The 18716-nt window shown below is 40.9% G+C and carries 13 protein-coding genes; 11 read left to right on the top strand and 2 right to left on the bottom strand.

Annotated features, from left to right (window positions below):
* The first annotated feature begins 124 nt into the window (after nucleotides 1–124).
* From EL171_RS08910 to EL171_RS08900, 3 genes are all read left to right on the top strand, one after another.
* Nucleotides 125–1516 carry a cation:dicarboxylate symporter family transporter gene (locus EL171_RS08910; protein WP_005385195.1) on the top strand — a complete coding sequence of 464 codons (1392 nt, stop codon included), beginning with the start codon at nucleotides 125–127 and terminating at the stop codon, nucleotides 1514–1516.
* 262 nt (nucleotides 1517–1778) lie between these two features.
* Nucleotides 1779–3332 carry a nitrite/sulfite reductase gene (locus tag EL171_RS08905; RefSeq protein WP_005385197.1) on the top strand — a complete coding sequence of 518 codons (1554 nt, stop codon included), beginning with the start codon at nucleotides 1779–1781 and terminating at the stop codon, nucleotides 3330–3332.
* A 611-nt stretch (nucleotides 3333–3943) separates the two neighbouring features.
* Nucleotides 3944–4759, top strand: coding sequence for a nitroreductase family protein (locus tag EL171_RS08900; protein WP_016476398.1), 816 nt, complete (start codon nucleotides 3944–3946; stop codon nucleotides 4757–4759).
* A gap of 73 nt (nucleotides 4760–4832) precedes the next feature.
* Here the strand turns inward: EL171_RS08900 and EL171_RS08895 are convergent, their stop codons facing one another.
* Nucleotides 4833–5651 carry a MetQ/NlpA family ABC transporter substrate-binding protein gene (locus EL171_RS08895; RefSeq protein WP_039968893.1) on the bottom strand — a complete coding sequence of 273 codons (819 nt, stop codon included), beginning with the start codon at nucleotides 5649–5651 and terminating at the stop codon, nucleotides 4833–4835.
* Nucleotides 5652–5904: 253 nt separating this feature from the next.
* Between EL171_RS08895 and EL171_RS08890 the strand changes: the two genes are divergently transcribed.
* From EL171_RS08890 to EL171_RS08880, 3 genes are all read left to right on the top strand, one after another.
* Nucleotides 5905–7071, top strand: coding sequence for an iron-containing alcohol dehydrogenase (locus tag EL171_RS08890; RefSeq protein ID WP_005385203.1), 1167 nt, complete (start codon nucleotides 5905–5907; stop codon nucleotides 7069–7071).
* Nucleotides 7072–7308: 237 nt separating this feature from the next.
* Entirely contained in the window at nucleotides 7309–7974 is a 666-nt protein-coding gene (locus tag EL171_RS08885; protein WP_039969303.1) for an AzlC family ABC transporter permease, read from the top strand.
* Nucleotides 7967–8305, top strand: coding sequence for a branched-chain amino acid transporter permease (locus EL171_RS08880; protein WP_039968896.1), 339 nt, complete (start codon nucleotides 7967–7969; stop codon nucleotides 8303–8305). Before EL171_RS08885 ends, EL171_RS08880 begins: the two co-directional genes overlap by 8 nt.
* A 64-nt stretch (nucleotides 8306–8369) precedes the next feature.
* On the opposite strand, the gene EL171_RS08875 is transcribed toward EL171_RS08880, so the two are convergent.
* The gene (locus EL171_RS08875) at nucleotides 8370–9221 is read right to left on the bottom strand and encodes an aldo/keto reductase (protein ID WP_039968898.1); all 852 of its coding nucleotides are present in this window, start codon (nucleotides 9219–9221) and stop codon (nucleotides 8370–8372) included.
* A 93-nt stretch (nucleotides 9222–9314) separates the two neighbouring features.
* Here EL171_RS08875 and EL171_RS08870 point away from each other — a divergent pair, with 93 nt between their 5' ends.
* The 5 genes from EL171_RS08870 (at nucleotide 9315) to gltB (ending at nucleotide 18710) form a co-directional block, all read left to right on the top strand.
* Entirely contained in the window at nucleotides 9315–10451 is a 1137-nt protein-coding gene (locus tag EL171_RS08870; protein ID WP_005385210.1) for an efflux RND transporter periplasmic adaptor subunit, read from the top strand.
* A gap of 52 nt (nucleotides 10452–10503) precedes the next feature.
* Nucleotides 10504–11439, top strand: coding sequence for a DUF2156 domain-containing protein (locus tag EL171_RS08865; RefSeq protein ID WP_005385212.1), 936 nt, complete (start codon nucleotides 10504–10506; stop codon nucleotides 11437–11439).
* A gap of 189 nt (nucleotides 11440–11628) precedes the next feature.
* On the top strand, nucleotides 11629–12822 hold the full coding sequence (locus EL171_RS08860) for a GNAT family N-acetyltransferase (RefSeq protein ID WP_005385213.1): 1194 nt from the start codon (nucleotides 11629–11631) through the stop codon (nucleotides 12820–12822).
* A gap of 1 nt (nucleotide 12823) precedes the next feature.
* Complete coding sequence (locus EL171_RS08855) at nucleotides 12824–13693, top strand: RluA family pseudouridine synthase (RefSeq protein ID WP_005385215.1); 870 nt, start codon at nucleotides 12824–12826, stop codon at nucleotides 13691–13693.
* A 433-nt stretch (nucleotides 13694–14126) separates the two neighbouring features.
* Nucleotides 14127–18710: a glutamate synthase large subunit gene (gene gltB, locus EL171_RS08850; protein ID WP_005385217.1), complete on the top strand. Its 4584-nt coding sequence runs from the start codon at nucleotides 14127–14129 to the stop codon at nucleotides 18708–18710.
* Nucleotides 18711–18716: the final 6 nt, after the last annotated feature.

Genomic DNA, 18716 nt, shown 5'->3' with positions numbered 1-18716 from the left:
TGGGGCTTGCAGATTCTGCATAGATAAACTTATAAAATTCGAATTATTTTACTTGTAAAATTTTCGATATATGCTATACTTAATTCATAACCTATTATTGTGATATGAATTAAAGAGGTGTATTATGAATATTCCATTCTTTACAGATTACCTCATGTTAAGTAATCCAATAAGTATCGCTATTATCGCAGTATTTGTGCTCGCGTTAATCGGTATTTATGTATTGCAACGCAAGGGCACATCCTTTGGTAATCTCGTTATTATTGGTACCATTGTTGGTGCCGTACTCGGTATTGCAGTTCAAATCATTGCGGGCTTCCCAGATGATCCATCTAAAGTGGTTTACATCAAAGAAAGTACTAAGTGGTTCTCTCTAGTGGGGGGCGGCTTTATTGATTTGATCCGCATGCTTGTTATTCCTATTGTATTTATTTCCATTGTACATGTTATCTTGCACATGGAAGCAGGTGCAAACCTTAAGAAATTAGTGGTTGCCATGGTTTCTACAAATTTAGGCATGGTAGCGGTTGCTGCTATTGTTGGTCTTATCTTGGGTAATGCTTTCGGTTTAGGACAAGGTTTTGATATTGTTGAATCTGGTAAAAAGATTCGTGAAATCAAACCAATGGTTGATACATTCCGTGCATTGATTCCAAGTAACCCAATTCAAGCTGCAGCTGAAACAAATGTTATCGGCATCGTAGTATTTGCTATTATCTTGGGTAGCGTTGCTCGTTTGTTGAAAAAAACAGGCACAAATAGCATGGAAATCTTTACTAAGCTATTTGATGAACTTCACCAATTGATTTCTTGGGTAGCAGACTTCATTATTGGTCTTATGCCATACGGCGTAGTTGCATTGTTGGCATCTACATTGGCAACACGTGGCGTGCAAGCTATTTTAGACATGGGTCTATTCGTAGTATTGCTTTACGTTGGCCTTTTGATTATGTTCGTTGTTCAAGCTATCTTAATTGCTAGCTTTGGTTACAATCCGATTACATACTTCAAAAAAGCAAAAGCTCCGCTCTTGTTAGCTTTCACATCCCGTTCCTCTATGGGCGTATTGCCGTTAACTGTTGAAACATTGACAAAACGTCTTGGCGTAAATGCTACAACAGCTAATACAGTAGCATCCTTCGGTACTACTGCGGGCATGCAAGGTTGTGCCGGCGTATTCCCAGCACTTGTCGTTGTATATATCTCTAATGTAGCAAATATTCCGTTCGATTTGACTATGTACATCATGAGTGTTATCGTTATCGCTATCGGTTCCGTTGGTATCGCTGGTGTTCCTGGTACAGCTACAATGGCTGCATCCGTATCCCTTAGTGGTACAGGCCTTGGTGCGTACTTCACATCCATCAGCCCAATTCTTGCAATCGATCCATTGATCGACATGGGCCGTACATGCTTGAACGTATCTGGTTCCTTAACAAATGCTCTCGTAGTAGATAAGATTATGGGTACCATCGATAAAGATGCCTATAACAATCCTAATGAAGGTCGAGTTTAATAGGCAGACTTAGGATTATTCCTACATAGTAGAATTTAATAATAATGAAAGAACAGCCTTTGGGCTGTTCTTTTTTTGTACGATTAGGATTTTCTATTGTTCTAATTAAAAGTGATTATTATTACAGATTGTAAAGCATGTTATTTGTAATTGATATTAAAATTGTGAGCTTGGCTACTAACATACGTATGCGTGTATGGTATACTAACCAATACAAAGTTTTGTATTATGCTTAATAGATATAAGCCAAGAGGGTAATAGTATGATTACACAAGAATTGAAAGATCGATTAATTGCAGACTATCCAAAGTTTGAAGATATGACGCATAAATTCTATAAGAAAGAAATGTCTATTGCGGATTATAAAGGTCAATCTGGGGCCTATGGTAGTTACGCCGAGCGCGGTGCTAACTCTGGTATGAGCCGTTGGCGCTTCAATGGGGGACGCATGACGCATCAGCACATGCAGTTCTTAGCTGACTCTATCCGTAAATATAACTTACAACACGTACATTTTACTACCGGCCAATGCTTGCAAATGCATGGCCTCGATGGTGATACAATTTTAAATCTCTATAAAGAATGCTATGATCACGGTATCTATAACCGCGGTGCTGGTGGGGACAATCCAAATGTAGTGGCGAGTATTTTACGCGGTATTGATCCTCGTGAAACCTTAGATATTACGCCATATGCAACGGCTATTAGCGAGTTCCTTCTAGAGCAAATGTTCTACATCAAAATTCCTCGCAAATTTAAAATGGGTATCGATAATGGCTTCGATAGTACGCCTCATGCTACATTCAAGGACCTTGGTTTCAATTTAACAAAACACAATACCTTTGATGTATATGCTTGTGGTGGTATTGGCCCAAATCCTCGCATTGGTATTCCTGTAGCGCACGATGTGGCGCCTGAGGATGTTTTGTACCATGTGAAAGCTATGCTTATGGTCTTTGCTAACCATGGAAATTTCAAAAACCGTGGTAAGGCTCGTACTCGCTACATGCCTGCTGAAATGGGTGGAGCGGAAGCTTTCATCAAGACCTATGAAGAAACATTGGCGATGGTGAAAGAAGTTGAACAATTAACAATTAATCCTGCTGATTATGCTTGTGAAATTACAAAAACAGGTAAGCGTGATAATTCTGTGGAAAATGATCGTATTCACCGTCAAAAACAAGAAGGTTTATACTACGTTGAATACCATCCGGCAGGTGGCGACGCTAATGTAGAACATCTATTGGCTGCTCTCGATTATGCAGTAACACTGGATCAAGTGGAAGCTCGTATTGCGCCGGACCAAGCATTGTTCTTCATCAACCTTACTGCTGATGAGGCTCGTAAAATTGCAGAATTAACAGATGACAGTGCAGAAAATGACTTCCGTCGCTCCGTGTCCTGTGTAGGCTCTACAGTATGCCAAATTGGTATGCAAGACTCCAATGGTCTTTTGAAAGACATCTTCGAACACCTTGAAGAAAAAGGTGTAGACACAAGTAAACTACCTCGTTTACACATCTCCGGCTGTCCACACTCCTGTGGTACACACCAAATCGGTGAAATTGGTTTCCATGGCGCTGTAAAACTAGTAGACAAGAAACCTACCGTAGCATTCATCCTCGTAGACGGTGGCTCAGAACACATGGGCTCCGAAAACTTCGGTAAAATGGCAGGCAATATCGTAGCCACAAAAATTCCCGAATTCTTGGAAGCCTTGGCAAACATTTTGAACCAATCCCCAGAACCAGACTTTGGTACATGGAGAATGACACACAAAGCGGAATACATGGAACTTATAAAAGCATTTGAGTAAATTTCCTTTTCCGCTTGTGATGGGGCCCCGTTAGATTGCGACAACTCAATAAATAATAAAAAGAGTTCCCTCTTTGCTCCGTTCTTCGCAAAGTCGCTGCATAGGGAACTCTTTTTATTATTTGAGCGCCTACTATTAACTAGTCCCATCACAAGCTACATATGACATTTACTCAATATGCTTTTATATGATGGGGGAAGGGAAGGACTAGCCGCAGGCTAGTCCTTCCCCTACGGTGGGCATGGCACCACTACTATAAAGCCTAGCTGCAGGCTATTTTTTCCCACATGGTGGGCGTGGCGCCATTAGTTTAAAGCCTTTTTACATAGAACAATCGGCTTATCTAGGTGTTATGTATTTAAGTGTGTAGTTCTATTTTGATGGGACGCCTTTATAAATATAATTATAAAAAAGTACGAATATACTTGTGCAGCGACTTTGCGAAGGACGGAGCAAGCAAGTATATTTGTACTTTTTTTACTAGGTTGTAGAAATGAAATAGGGCCCCATCAAAATAGGGAGAATAACCTTGAAAAGCATATGTTGTCTAGATAACCCTTGATTGATTGTGTTATAATAGGCTTTATAGTAGTGTTTGGAGGATTTATCAGATGTTATTTACCGTCAATACAGAAGTCTGTACACGATGCGGCCTTTGCGTAGCTGACTGTCCGACAGGCTTGCTAGTGATGTCCGAAAATGGGCCTGTAACTGGCAAAGGAGGTTGTATCTCCTGTGGGCATTGTATTTCTGTCTGCCCTACACTTGCTCTTGATAGTGATATGACACCACGTAAAGAGCAAATCGATATCACAAAAGAACAAAAGTTAACGCCAGAGCAAGCTGAGTTATTCTTACGCAGCCGTCGCTCTATTCGTAATTACCAAAATAAACCAGTTCCTGCTGAGCTTATTCGAAAGGTATTAAATGTTGCGAGAATGGCTCCCACAGCAACAAATACACAAGGTATTTCTTATATTGTAATTCGGGATAAACAAAAGTTGCGCCGCATTGCAGATCTCGTTCTTGAGTGGATGCATTTAGCTGCGAAAACTGTGCCGATTATGCGTCTTTATGCTCGTGCAGCACAAGCTGAAGTGGATAAAGGTAAGGAATACATCTTGCGTGATGCGCCTGCGTTAGTAGTGGCTATCGGTTCTAAAAAGGATATTCATCGTACTCACGATAGTGGTCATTCTTGCTTGTCTTATGCAGAGTTGTATGCACCAACATTAGGTTTAGGCACTTGTTGGGCAGGCTTCTTTGAACATGCTGGAGAAGCAGAATATGAACCATTATTGGAGCTATTAGGTGTGCCTGAAGATAAAATCATTGCTGGTGGTATCTTAATGGGCTATCCAAAGGTTCGTTACCGCAATATTGTGGAACGTCAACCATTAGATGTTACATTTGATACAGAAGAGTAAAAAAAGAGATACTTCAATGATTGTAATCATTGAAGTATCTCTTTTTAGCTATATAGTGATGATATAAATTATATTAGTTGGCAGTTGTAATAGTGCCTTTGAATGTTTCGTCGATGTATTGTTTAATAGCATCAGATTTGTAGATGTCTGCAATTTTTTTGTAAGTTTCGTTGTCTTTGTCTTCATTACGTACAGCAAGTACGATAACTGTTAATGGTTCATCTTTTGATTCGAAGAAGAAGCCTTGTTTTTCTACACTAAGGCCAGCACTTTGTACATAATTCATTGGAATAACTGCAATTGTTACATCATCTAGACTACGAGGTAATTGAGCTGCTTCTAATTCTTGAATCTTTATATTTTTCGGGTTAGATGTGATATCTGCAACAGTTGCTTTGAAGCCGACACCATCTTTTAACGTAATTAATCCAGCTTTAGCTAATAATACTAATGCACGACCACCATTAGTAGGGTCATTTGGAATAGAAACCGTAGCGCCTTCAGGTACATCTTGTACGCTATGTACACTATTACTATATAATCCCATACGCACTAAAAGGGTTTTACCGATTGCTACTAAGTTGGAACCATTTTGTTTGTTAAAGTTTTCCATAAATGGCACGTGTTGGTACGCATTCAATTGAATGTCGCCATCAGCGAGGGCTTTATCTGGTGTTACATAATCGGAGAACTCTACAACTTTAAGGTCGATACCTTGTTTTTTAGCCTCTTTTGCAACGGCTTCAGCAACTTGAGCATGAGGACCAGCAGTAGCACCGATTTTAATTTCCTTTGGTGCCTGACTAGATTGATTTGTATTTGTGCCACAGCCTGCGATGGCGAATGCTAAAACGCCAACGAGAAGAGGGGCAATAAATTTTTTTAATTTCATGTGAACATCCCTTTCTATATACATATAATGGATATATCCTATCATGTAAATGGGGTTTTGTATATAGATAAAAATATAGGGGTTGGCTATAGATTAAAACTATGGCTTTCAGGATGATTGTAAAGTAGAGTTATTAAGTAATTGAAAGTAGCGTCATCTAGATATATCTAAAAAAATCGAAATATGGTATAATAAAGAAAAGTTTTATACAATTAAAATGGTGGAATACAAATATAATACTTAGGAGGTCCCCATGTTTAACTTTGATTTTTATAATCCAACCTATATCGTATTTGGTAAAGATCGTTTAGATGAATTAGATGTATTGGTGCCAAAGGAGGCAAAGGTACTCATTACTTACGGCGGCGGATCTGCAGTGCGTAGTGGTCTTATTGATCGCATTGTAAAGGCACTTGGTAACCGTAAGGTAGAGCAATTCGGCGGTATTGAGCCAAACCCATCCCTTGAAACGTGTGAACGTGCAGTAGCTTTCATTAAAGAACATGGTGTAGATTTCGTTCTCGCTGTAGGCGGCGGTTCTGTAGTAGACGCTACAAAACTTATCGTTATGGGCGCTACCTATGATGGACCTGTTATTGAGGTTATGAAAGCTAGTGTGCCAGCGGTTCCAGTAGAGATGGTACCAAATCCCTTGCCATTTGGTACAGTTATGACACTTCCTGCTACGGGTTCCGAAATGAACAATGGTGCCGTTATTACTTATGGTGATGGTAAATATCCTGTGTTCAGTAACTTAATATTCCCTAAGTTCTCCATGCTCGATCCAACATTGACTTTCACATTGCCTGAAAAACAAGTTAAGAATGGTGTTATCGATACTTTCGTACATACTACAGAGCAATATTTAACATATCCTGTAGAAGGCCGTATTCAAGATCGTTTCAGTGAAGGTATTTTGAAAACTATGATTGAAATCGGCAAAGAAACGGTAGAGAATCCAGAAAACTACGATATTCGTGCTAACCATGTGTGGGCTTCTGCCTTGGCATTAAACGGCTTGATTGGTGCAGGTGTGCCACAAGACTGGGCAACACATCTTATCGGTCATGAGTTGACTGCGACGTACCATCTTGACCATGGGATTACATTAGCTATTGTATTGCCTGCATTGTTAGAAGTGAAAAAAGCAGACAAGCTTGAAAAATTGGCACAATATGCTACACGTGTATGGCATATTACAGAAGGTACAAATCAAGAAAAAGCAGATAAGGCTATCGCTAAAACCCGTGAATTCTTCGAGTCCCTTGGTGTATCTACCCATTTGAAAGACTATGGTCTAGGCGAAGAAGCAGTTGATAAAATTGTGAAACAATTAGAAGCCCATGGTATGACACAACTTGGTGAAAAAGGCGATGTAACACCAGAAGTAGCTCGTGAAATTTTAACGCGCGCTTTATAATACATTTGGTTAAATCCATCAAAATTGACACTGATTATATACAATGTATATAATAGCTTACATAAAAGACACCATATGGTGTCTTTTATTATTGTTCAAATTAGTTTTTAGCGTCTGAAAGAGGGCTAAGATTAGTTTTGACTATTGTTTACATATATAAGATATATGATTTGGAAAGGAGAAAATCCTTTGAGTGAAATAAAGCGTCGAAGTGCCTTTTCCTTTGCGCTTCCTATTATGATTCCTATGGGTATTAGCTTCTTTTTCATAGGATTAGGGTTTGGCCTGTATGCGACGAGCCAAGGCTTTCCGTGGTGGACGGCACCTGTTTTAGCAGCCACTATTTTCGCAGGCTCCATGGAATTCGTCACTATTGGTATGCTCATGGCAGGCTTTGATCCGTTAAATGCCTTTGTTTTGACTATGTTTGTCAATGGGCGTCATTTCTTCTATGGGCTGCCTATGTTACAGCGCTATGTTAATATGGGCTGGAAATGGTTTCCTACCGTAGCTTGGATGTGCGATGAAAGCTTTGCTATCAATGCCTCAACTAAGCTTCCAGAAGATGTAGATGAAAAGTGGTTCTATTTCCATGTATCTTGGCTTAACTACGTATTCTGGGTATTTAGTACTCTTGTGGGGGGCTTATTCGGGAATTTATTGGCTGCTGTAGATTTACGGGGCATTGATTTCGTATTACCGGGCCTATTTATTGTGATATTCCTTGAAATGTTATTGAATGCTAAGAATAATAGGATTAAAGCCTTTGGTGTAGCGGGTGCTATAGTAGCACTTATTATGCTATTAGTAGTAGGTAAGTCCCTCTTTATGCTTACCTCTATGAGTTGTATGCTCGTTGCGTCTTATATTGCGTATAAGTGGGGAGGTGTGCGCCTTGACTAGTATAGAAATGGTTATGACCGTTGCTATCGTAGTAGCAGGTACATTATTGACTCGTTTTGGGGCGTTTCTTATATTCCCACCTGGTAAAAAGGCACCAGACTTTGTGCTCTATCTTGGTAAAGCGCTACCTGCCTCTGTGATGGGGATGCTCGTTGTATATACTTTTAAAGAAACTGTCGTCCTATCGTATCCATATGGCATACCTGAATTGATTGCATTGGTTGTTACCGTAGGCTTACATCTATGGAAGCGAAATATGCTTATATCCATTGGGGCGGGCACTGTAGTGTACATGATCCTTATACAAGCTGTCTTTAATGTGCCTAAATAAATTACAATAAAATAAACCACTTATATCTATTCCTAAAAGAAGGGAGATATAAGTGGTTTTCTTTTTATCTTAGTTGTAATAGTCTTTCTAGACCTGGCGCTGTATGGTGATCTTCCAAGAAGTCTTGTTGATCTAATAGTTCCATAACGTCCATGTCGATGTTTGTAAGTTTGAAATCGAATACATCGAAGTTGGCTTCCATGTGACTTACATTATTTGCCTTTGGCAATGGAATGATGCCACGTTGAATGTGCCAACGCAAGATGATTTGATGTTTAGACACGCCGTATTTTTCAGCCAAGCTTTTGATGATAGGATGGTCAAAAATAGGTTGGCGGTCACGGGTGAATGGAGACCAAGCCATGCCCACTACTTGATGCTTTCTCATCAATTGAATAAGAGATTGGCGTTGGTTGAATGGATGACATTCAATTTGGTTCACCACAGGTTTCACATTGCAGTGATATAGCAAGTCGATTAAGCGATCTTCGTAAAAGTTAGATAGGCCTAACCCGCGCAATACGTTTTGGTCGTATAACTCTTCCATGGCGCGCCAAGAACCGTAATAGTCGCCAAGGGGTTGATGTACGAGCATAATATCGATATAATTAGTGTCTAATTTTTTCAAGGAGCTTTCAACAGCACGCATCGTATTATCGTAGCCTGCGTCGGTATGCCAAATTTTTGTGGTAATAACGATGTCAGTACGTTTAACGCCAGATGCTTTGATACCTCTGCCAACGGCCTCTTCGTTGCCGTAGTAGGCAGCTGTATCGAGTAATCGATAACCTACGTTTAATGCATTAGTTACGGCTTGTTCTGTTTCTCCTTCGCTACCTGTTTTGTAGGTACCATAACCGATAGAGGGAATAAAGCTACCGTTATTTAAAATTCTAAAATCCATCCGTTCTTCCATGAGAACCTCCGTTATATCCATTAATTAAAGGAATTAGCTTTCATACAATTCTAATTGATTTTATGATATACTAAGGTATTGATAAAAATCAATATGACAGGAAGTGACAGAATGAAATTAAAACGAATTTATTCTGTAGTTGCTATGCTTGGTGTTGTGATGATGGCCTTGGCCATCGCTGGTTGCGGTACGAAAACGGTATCCGTTGCTGATGTAACATACAAGGATATGCCACTGCAGATCCATAATGACGCCAATGTAACAGCTCTCAATAAGGCGACGGTAACGCCGACGTTGACGGGGCAGGTCGCATATGCTGTGAAAGTAGGCGACCAAGTACAACAAGGTCAAGTCTTGGCCACTGTAGATACATCGGCTTTACAGCAACAGCTAGCATCCTTACAAGGTCAGTTAGCGCAAGCCTCAGCTCAGTCCTATGCGACGTCTGTGACAACTACGACAGCAGCGTCTGTAGATAGTGCTCAATTGGCACAAGCTCAGAAGATGCGCGAAGCGGGCATGATTACTCAAAAAGAATATGATCGCATTGTAGAGCGGTCTCAGCCACAAACTACGACAGTAACAACTGGCGGTGGCGGCGGTGGTGCTAATACGGCGGCTATTGAGGCTCAAATCGCTCAAGTATCTGCACAAATGGCAGCATCTACAATTGTAGCGCCTATAGCTGGTACGGTAACAGCTATTTACAATGAAGACCGTCAAATGGCGATTGCAGATCGTCCATTCATGATGATTCAACAATCTACACCGATGGTAGCATCCCTTAGCATTCCTCGTGATGCGGCGATGAAGTTAGGCACACCTGACGCTAAAAAGGGGATTAAGGTACTCCTCAAGGTAGGCGACCAAGAATTACCTGGCGAATTGACCTATGTAGATGTAACACAGCCAGAAAATGTACCAAGTGTTCTTGTGAAAGCTACTTTCAACAATGACAAAGGCCTTATCAAGGCTGGCGAGTTCTATACGCTCATCATCGAGTCAGATATAAAAGCGAAGATGCTCACTGTACCAAGCAAAGCGGTTCGCGAAAACCAAGACGGCAAATACGTATATGTATTGACCGAAAATAATACAGTTGACGTACGTGTCGTTGAGGTCGGTATGACAGAAGACGATGATGTAGCAATTATTTCAGGCCTAAACGAAGGAGATAAGGTAATTACAACCGACGGAAACTTTGAATTAGGTGAATCTGTTAAATTATAATGAAGAACCATGTGGTTATAGGTACCAATGGTAAACACCTCGACCGAGGAATTTGATAGGAGGGATTATTATTTTAGAATTTAAACGTTTTGAACTAAGAGACAAACCATTAATCGATAAATATTTTGAACAACATCATTACGAAGCATCTGATAATTGCTTTACTACATTATTTATGTGGCAAGAGGCGTATGGTATTCGTTGGGCTGAGGAAAACGGTGTATTGTACATCCAAGGTGGCGGTAAACGTGAACCATTCCTATTACCTCCGTTTGCCGGTAAAGATGCAAAGTTCCTTGATGGTTTGTTACGCGCTAAAGAATGGTTCGTAGAAAATAATTTGCCATTCCTTTTCAAAGGTGTTAGCAAAGTTGTAAAAGAGCGTATGGAAGAGTTATGTCCTGGTCGTTATGAATTTACACCTGACCGCGACAACTACGAATACATTTATAAGTCTGAAGATCTTATCAACTTGTCTGGTAAGAAATTCCGTCAAAAGAAAAACCATTTGAATCAATTCCGTATGCAATATTCTAACTATGAATATATGCCAATCACTGAAGATATCATTCCATTGTGCCGCGAAACAGCAGCATCTTGGGTAGAAACTCATCATGAAGAAGGTATCGAAGATGAATTGGTAGCTATCAACTTGTTATTCGATAATTGGGAGGCGTTAGGCCTTAAAGGTGGCGCCATCAAATTGTTTGGCCGCGTTGAAGCCTTCAGTATCGGTGAATTGTTGAATGATAAAATGGCGTTGATTCACATTGAAAAAGCAAATCCAGATATCCGTGGTTTGTACCAAGCTATCAATAATGAATTCATTCGTCATGAATTTAGCGATGTAGAATTCATTAACCGTGAAGAAGATATGGGCTTGCCTGGTCTTCGCCAAGCAAAAGAATCTTACAATCCAGATCACTTTGCTGAAAAATACGACGCAGTATATGCTAACGAAGCAGACAATGCGACAGGCGGTAAATAAAAATCTGAGCTATGAAGCCGATGTGCTTCATAGCTCTTTTTGTTATAATAGAAGTGTTAGCCTATCTATTTGACTGTATATTTTGTATCATCATGGCGATGCGATGCGATGCGATGCGATGCGATGCGATGCGATGCGATGCGATGTAACAGATAGAAAGTGGTTTATTACTATAACGAGGATATACTTATGGAATTTAGAATTGCAACGGCTCAAGATACGCCACATGTAGAAAATCTATGGTCGTACTGCTTTGAACCAAAGGAAGACCCATTCTTCCAATATTACTTTACCAATTGCTATGAACCAGAAAACACAATGGTTGGTCTCGAACAAGGTCAATTGTTGAGTACCGTTCATTTGCGTCAATATAATATCAATGTTCGTGGTGCTGTATTGCCTACAAGTTACATGGTTGGCGTAGCAACACATCCAGCAGCTCGCCGTGGTGGCGTAGGTGGTGCCTTGCTAAAGTCTTCTCTTGAAGAACTTCGCAACCGCGGTCAAGCATTGACGATTTTAATGCCTTCCAAGGCTGCATTCTACCAACAATATGGTTGGGAACTCTATGCACATCAATGGGTGAACGCTATGTCTCTTGAGGACTTGCGCCCTATGACTGATAAATCCTTGAGCTTTGGTTTACTTAATAGCGTTGACCAATGGACATTGCTTGATCCTGTATATAAAGCATATACAGCTCGTCTTTCTGGCTATGCTGAACGCGGTGAAAAGGAATGGAAACGCTTGCTCGGCAGCTTCTTTGCAGAAGGCGTGAATATCGCTGTAGTGCGCAATGATGAAGGTGTTATCGAAGGCTATGCGGTATATCGCTTAGGTCAACCTGAAATTCCTGTATCCGAATTAGTTTATACTACACGTCGTGCACAACGAGCATTGTTGAACTACTTCTATAACCACCGTTCTCAAGGCACTACTATTCGTTGGAATGAGGGCCTTCACGATACATACTATCGCTTCTATCCAGATGGTAAAAGCGGACATTCCACAATGCCGTACATGATGAGCCGTATTGTGGATGTGAAAGCTGCCTTCGAATCCATTCCTGTAAACCCAGAGGCTTTGATGATGCCTATTACAATGACCTTTGGTGTGAAAGATAGCCTTTGTGAGTGGAATGAAGGGTGCTATGAAGTCCAATATGGCGGTGCATTGACACCATCTGTTAAAAAGGTGTCTGACACATTAGATGGGGACGTAGATATTACTGTTGAAGTCGGTGCTTTGAGCCAACTCTTAATGGGCACATTAACCGCTCGTGATCTTGCTTTTGAAGGTAAACTTTCAGCTAATGAGGAATGGCTAGAATTCTTCGATATTCTCTATCCTGAACAAAAAACATATATTAACGAATGGTGGTAATATGAGCTGGAAAACGTATACGGTGAAAGAACCGACAGAATTGACGGTCTCTAAATATGTAAAAGAACGCTTTTCATTATCTTCTCGAGATATTCAAATGATGTTCCGCAAGAAACGGGTGAAAGTAAATAGCCGTGTAGCCCATTCCCAGCGTTCCCTCAAAAAGGGTGATGTATTAACTTTGGAATTACCACAGGATAAGGACTATGGCGTCGATGTAGAAAAAGGTCCAATTACAGTTCTCTACGAAGATGCTCATACTTTGGTGGTTGATAAAGCTCCATTCATGCTTGTTCATCCAGCGGGACAAACTAAATCTGGTACATTGAGTAACTATGTGGCTGGGTATTATGCGAAAAAAGGTGTAGTTCACAAGGTACGCCCTGTACATCGTCTTGACCGAGACACATCTGGTTGTATTCTCTTTGGTAAAACAAAGGAAGCTCAGCAATATTACACTGATGAATTACAAGCTGGTCGTATCGATCGCATCTATACTGGTCTTGTAGAAGGTCGCATTAACTCAGATGGTGTTGTCGATGCACCTATCGGTGTAGATCCAGTATTTGATAATCGCCGTGTCATCGATGAATTTGGTCAACCGGCTCAAACGGAATATACCGTTCTTGGTCACGAAGGCGAACATACGCTATTGAAGTTCAAATTATTAACCGGTAGAACACATCAAATCCGCGTGCACATGGAACACATTGGTCATCCTATTGTGGGAGATGCCATGTATGGGACACGCAATAAACCTTATACACGTCAATGCTTACATGCGTCAGAACTCACCTTTGTACCCTATGGTAAGGACGAGGCTATGACGGTAACCTGTGAAGTAGGGGATGATTTTGGTCGTGAAAAATAGTAATTGCTTTTATAAGTATCATCAACTATAATCTAAATGAAGATGTGGTCATAGAGCATGCCACGTAAAATAAAGAAAGCTCAATTGCTAGATGTGGTCACAGAGCGTGCCACGTAAAACAAAAAAAGCTCAATTGATGATTGTGTATTCGTGTATACAAAAAACAATAGTGATAAAAATGCATAGTCTATGACTTAAAGTCATGGACTATGTTTTTTTTATATTTTCAATTCACAGTGGACAGGAGTATACTATGTATAGACAAAAATTCTATAGAATTTAAAATTTAGATGAGGATATGGACGGTTACAGCCGATAATATCACTACAGAATGGATTCTTTAGAAGTAGTTTATAGTTATACTTTCACCAAGACCGAACGGAACGATGCCGCAGAGCTTGGATTGATCAAGTGATATGAAGGAGTGCACGTTATGGATAGGAATCAGAGCACAATCGAGCAACAATGTCTAGATCAAGCTAGACTAGAAGCTAATGGTATGTACAGCAGCCAATTTGAAAAGGATGCGTGCGGCATGGGCTTTGTCGTTAATATTAAAGGTAAAAAATCCCACGATATTATCGATGATGGTTTGCGTATTTTAGAGCGCCTTGAACACCGTGGTGGTGCTGGTGCCGATAAGGACACAGGGGATGGTGCCGGTATTTTGGTACAAATTCCTCATGAGTTTTTCAAACGCGAATGCGAAGTGCTTGGTATCAACTTGCCTGCAGCTGGTGAGTACGGCGTAGGTATGATATTTGCCCATAAATATGAAAGCCTCCGTAACGAGCAAAAACGCATTTTCGAAGAGGTTGTACGCGAAGAAGGCCAAGTTGTTCTCGGTTGGCGCGAAGTGCCAGTTGATGGTACAAAAGTTGGTAAAGAAGCAGCTGCCATTCGCCCTTGGATGATTCAAATCCTCATCGGTAAAGGCCCAGACGTAACTAATAATAAAGAATTTGAACGTAAATTATATATTATTCGTAAATTAGCAGAAAAACGCATTGTTCCATTGAGCAAGGAATTATCTAGTGATTTCTATATTGCATCCTTGTCCTCTAAAACAATCGTATATAAAGGTATGTTAACACCTGGTCAATTGCGTGACTTCTACCTTGATTTGAGTGACCTTGACTTTACATCTGCATTGGCTATGGTTCACTCTCGTTTCAGTACGAATACATTCCCAAGCTGGGCTCGGGCGCATCCTAACCGTTTCTTAGTGCATAATGGTGAAATCAACACAATCCGTGGTAACGTAAACTGGATCAATGCTCGTGAAGGCAAAGCGGAATCTCCATTATTCCCAGATATTAAAAAGGTATTCCCTGTAGTAGATGATAGCGGTTCTGACTCCGCTATGTTCGACAATACTTTGGAATTCTTGCACATGACAGGTCGTTCCTTGCCTCATGCGATTATGATGATGATTCCTGAACCTTGGGAACGCAATAATCTCATGAGCCAAGAAAAACATGACTTCTATGAGTTCAATAGCTTCATGATGGAACCATGGGATGGTCCTGCCGCTATGGGCTTTACTGATGGTACTGTTATCGGTGGCGTACTTGACCGTAATGGTTTACGTCCTGCTCGTTACTATGTAACAACTGATGATCGCGTTATCATGGCGTCCGAAGTGGGTGTAGTAAACGAAAATGCTGAAAATATTCGCGCTAAAGGTCGTTTGGAGCCAGGCAAAATGCTTCTCATCGATACAGAGGAACAACGTATTATTTCCGACGAAGAAATCAAACAACGCGTTGCTACTGAATTGCCATATGATGAATGGGTAAAAGAGCACGTAATCCACTTGTCTGAAATTACGCAAGCTGATGAAAGCGATATTCCAAAAGTAGAAGATTTGTTCCAAAAGCAACAAGCCTTTGGTTATACTCAAGAAGATCTTGTACGTATGATCGTACCTATGGCGAAAGATGGTAAAGACCCTGTAGGTGCAATGGGTGCCGATGCTCCACTTGCTATCTTGTCTGATAAACCACAATTGTTATACAGCTACTTCAAGCAAATGTTCGCGCAAGTAACAAATCCTCCAATCGACTCCATTCGTGAGGAAATGGTTACATCTACACGCGTTATGCTTGGTAACTCTGGTAACTTAACAGATCCTAATAAAGCTGGTACCTATGCGTTGTCCATGCGTACACCAATTCTTACAAATCAAGAATTGGCGTCCATTAAGGCTCTTGATTGCCGTCGCATGAAATCTGTTACATTGCCAATCCTCTTCGACCCAACTAAGGGTGCGGATGGCTTGCGTGATGCGTTGAATGAATTGTGCGAAAAAGCAGAAGAAGCAGCACGTACAGAGCAAAATGTATTGATTTTATCCGACCGTGGAGTCGATGAAAATCATGCACCAATTCCAGCGTTGTTAGCTGTAGCAGCTGTTCATAATCACTTAATTAGAAAAGTATTGCGCACAGAAATTGGTCTTATCCTCGAATCTGGTGAGCCTCGCGAAGTACATCATTTCTGTACATTGATCGGTTATGGTGTAACAGCTATCAATCCTTACTTGGCCCTTGAAACTGTACGCGATTTACAAGCTCGTAAACGCCTTGGTGATATTACACCTGAACAAGCAGAAAAGAACTACATTAAAGCAGCTGTAGGCGGCATTATGAAGGTTATGTCCAAAATGGGCATCTCCACAGTTCGTTCCTACCATGGTGCCCAAATCTTCGAAGCTTTGGGCTTGAATACCAACTTTATTAATAAGTTCTTCGTAAATACACCAACACGTATTGGCGGTATTGGTCTTGTAGGCGTTGCCAATGAAGCATTGGCTCGTTATGACCGTGCTTTCAAATCCGATGAATCTGTGCTTGAACCAGGTGGTTGGTATGGCCCTGTAAAAGATGGGGAAGAGCATTTGTTCAATCCTAAAACAATTGATCTTTTACAAGAATCCCTTATCAACGGTGATTACGCAAAATATAAAGAATACTCTAAAGCGATTCGCAACGATTACCATGTAACATTGCGTTCCTTGATGGAATTAAACTACCCAGTGGGCGGCGGTATTCCTATCGAAGAGGTTGAGCCTGAAGAATCCATCGTAAAACGCTTTAAAGCGGGCGCTATGAGTTATGGTGCTATCAGTAAAGAGGCTCATGAAACGATTGCTATCGCTATGAACCGTCTTGGCTCTACATCTAACTCTGGTGAAGGCGGCGAAGACGTAGCTCGTTTTAAACCATTGCCAAATGGCGACAGCATGAACTCTGAAGTAAAACAAATTGCATCTGGTCGTTTCGGTGTAACTGCAAACTACCTCATTCATGCAAAAGAATTGCAAATCAAATGTGCACAAGGTGCTAAACCAGGTGAAGGTGGTCAATTACCAGGTAAAAAAGTATACCCTGAAATCGGGAAAGCTCGTCACTCCACTCCTGGCGTAGAACTCGTATCTCCACCACCACATCACGATATTTACTCCATCGAAGACTTGGCAGAGTTGATTTACGATTTGAAATGCATTAACAAAGATGCTCGTATTTCCGTTAAATTAACATCTGAAGCAGGCGTTGGTACTATCGCGGCTGGTGTAGCAAAAGCAAAAGCAGATAATATCTTAATCTCTGGTTACGATGGTGGTACAGGTGCGGCAGGTCGTACATCTGTAAAACATGCTGGTGTGCCTTGGGAATTAGGTTTGTCCGAAACTCATCAAACATTGATGCTCAACAGATTGCGTGACCGTGTTAAATTGGAAGTAGACTCCAAGTTGATGACTGGTTTCGATGTAGCTGTTGCGGCTATGCTTGGCGCTGAGTTATTCGGCTTCGGTACATTACCACTCGTTGCTGTAGGCTGTAAAATGGCTCGTGTATGTAACCTCAACACATGCCCTTACGGCGTTGCTACACAAGACGAAAAATTGCGTGCTCGTTTCACAGGTAAACCTGAGTATGTAGAAAACTTGATGATCTTCATCGCTCGTGAATTGCGTGAAATCATGGCTCGTTTAGGCATTCGTTCCGTAGCTGAGCTGGTAGGCCGTATCGATCTTGTTCGTCAAAAATCTCAAGACGATAACTTCAAATTGTCTCGCGTTGACCTTAAACGCGTATTGTTCCACCCATACATCGATGCATCTGTAGGTCATATGCATATGGTTGACCAAGATCACGAATTGGAACGCACATTGGATATGTCCAAACTCTTGCGTATGTGTCGTCCTGCTATCGAAGATCAAAAACCTATCCGCGCTAAATTGGCTATCAATAATATTAACCGTGTAGTAGGTACTTTGGTTGGTTCTGAGGTAACACGTCGTTATGGTGAAAGCGGCTTGCCAGATAACACAATCAAATTGAACTTTGAAGGTTCTGCTGGTCAATCCTTCGGTGCTTTCATTCCTAAAGGTATGACATTAGAACTTGAAGGGGATGCGAATGATTACCTCGGTAAAGGCTTATCCGGTGGTACTATCACTGTATATCCACCTAAGAAATCCATCTTTGAAGCTGATGAAAACATCCTTATCGGTAATGTTGCCTTCTATGGTGCTACATCTGGTACATCCTACATCAATGGTGTAGCTGGTGAACGTTTCGCCGTTCGTAACAGTGGTATCACAGCTGTTGTAGAAGGTGTAGGCGACCATGGTTGTGAATACATGACTGGTGGCGAAGTGCTTGTACTTGGCAAAATTGGTCGTAACTTCGCAGCAGGTATGTCCGGTGGCTATGCGTACATCCTCGATTGCGATGAACGTTATGTAAACACAGGTCTAGTAGAATTACGTCCTGCTAATAATGATGACCTTAAACGCATTAAAGAATTAGTAGAACAACACGTATTGCATACTAATTCCGCTAAAGGCCGTCACATCCTTGAAAACTGGAATAACTTTGTAAACAGATTTACAAAAGTTGTACCTGTAGCATATGAAGAAATGCACGCTGCTATTGAACGCTATAAAGAACAAGGCTTATCCTTGGAAGAAGCTCAATTAGCTGCATTCAAAGAAAAATATGCAAAATAATTTCTA

It is taken from the genome of Veillonella dispar (assembly GCF_900637515.1).
In the GTDB taxonomy this organism is placed as follows: domain Bacteria; phylum Bacillota; class Negativicutes; order Veillonellales; family Veillonellaceae; genus Veillonella; species Veillonella dispar.
This window is presented reverse-complemented; position numbering and strand designations above follow the sequence as displayed.

Coding starts and splice junctions, on each gene's coding strand:
- EL171_RS08870 (WP_005385210.1), top strand. CDS start 9,315: ATGACAGGAAGTGACAGAATGAAATTAAAACGAATTTATTCTGTAGTT.
- EL171_RS08890 (WP_005385203.1), top strand. CDS start 5,905: ATGTTTAACTTTGATTTTTATAATCCAACCTATATCGTATTTGGTAAA.
- EL171_RS08905 (WP_005385197.1), top strand. CDS start 1,779: ATGATTACACAAGAATTGAAAGATCGATTAATTGCAGACTATCCAAAG.
- gltB (WP_005385217.1), top strand. CDS start 14,127: ATGGATAGGAATCAGAGCACAATCGAGCAACAATGTCTAGATCAAGCT.
- EL171_RS08910 (WP_005385195.1), top strand. CDS start 125: ATGAATATTCCATTCTTTACAGATTACCTCATGTTAAGTAATCCAATA.
- EL171_RS08895 (WP_039968893.1), bottom strand. CDS start 5,651: ATGAAATTAAAAAAATTTATTGCCCCTCTTCTCGTTGGCGTTTTAGCA.
- EL171_RS08860 (WP_005385213.1), top strand. CDS start 11,629: ATGGAATTTAGAATTGCAACGGCTCAAGATACGCCACATGTAGAAAAT.
- EL171_RS08855 (WP_005385215.1), top strand. CDS start 12,824: ATGAGCTGGAAAACGTATACGGTGAAAGAACCGACAGAATTGACGGTC.
- EL171_RS08875 (WP_039968898.1), bottom strand. CDS start 9,221: ATGGAAGAACGGATGGATTTTAGAATTTTAAATAACGGTAGCTTTATT.
- EL171_RS08885 (WP_039969303.1), top strand. CDS start 7,309: ATGATTCCTATGGGTATTAGCTTCTTTTTCATAGGATTAGGGTTTGGC.
- EL171_RS08900 (WP_016476398.1), top strand. CDS start 3,944: ATGTTATTTACCGTCAATACAGAAGTCTGTACACGATGCGGCCTTTGC.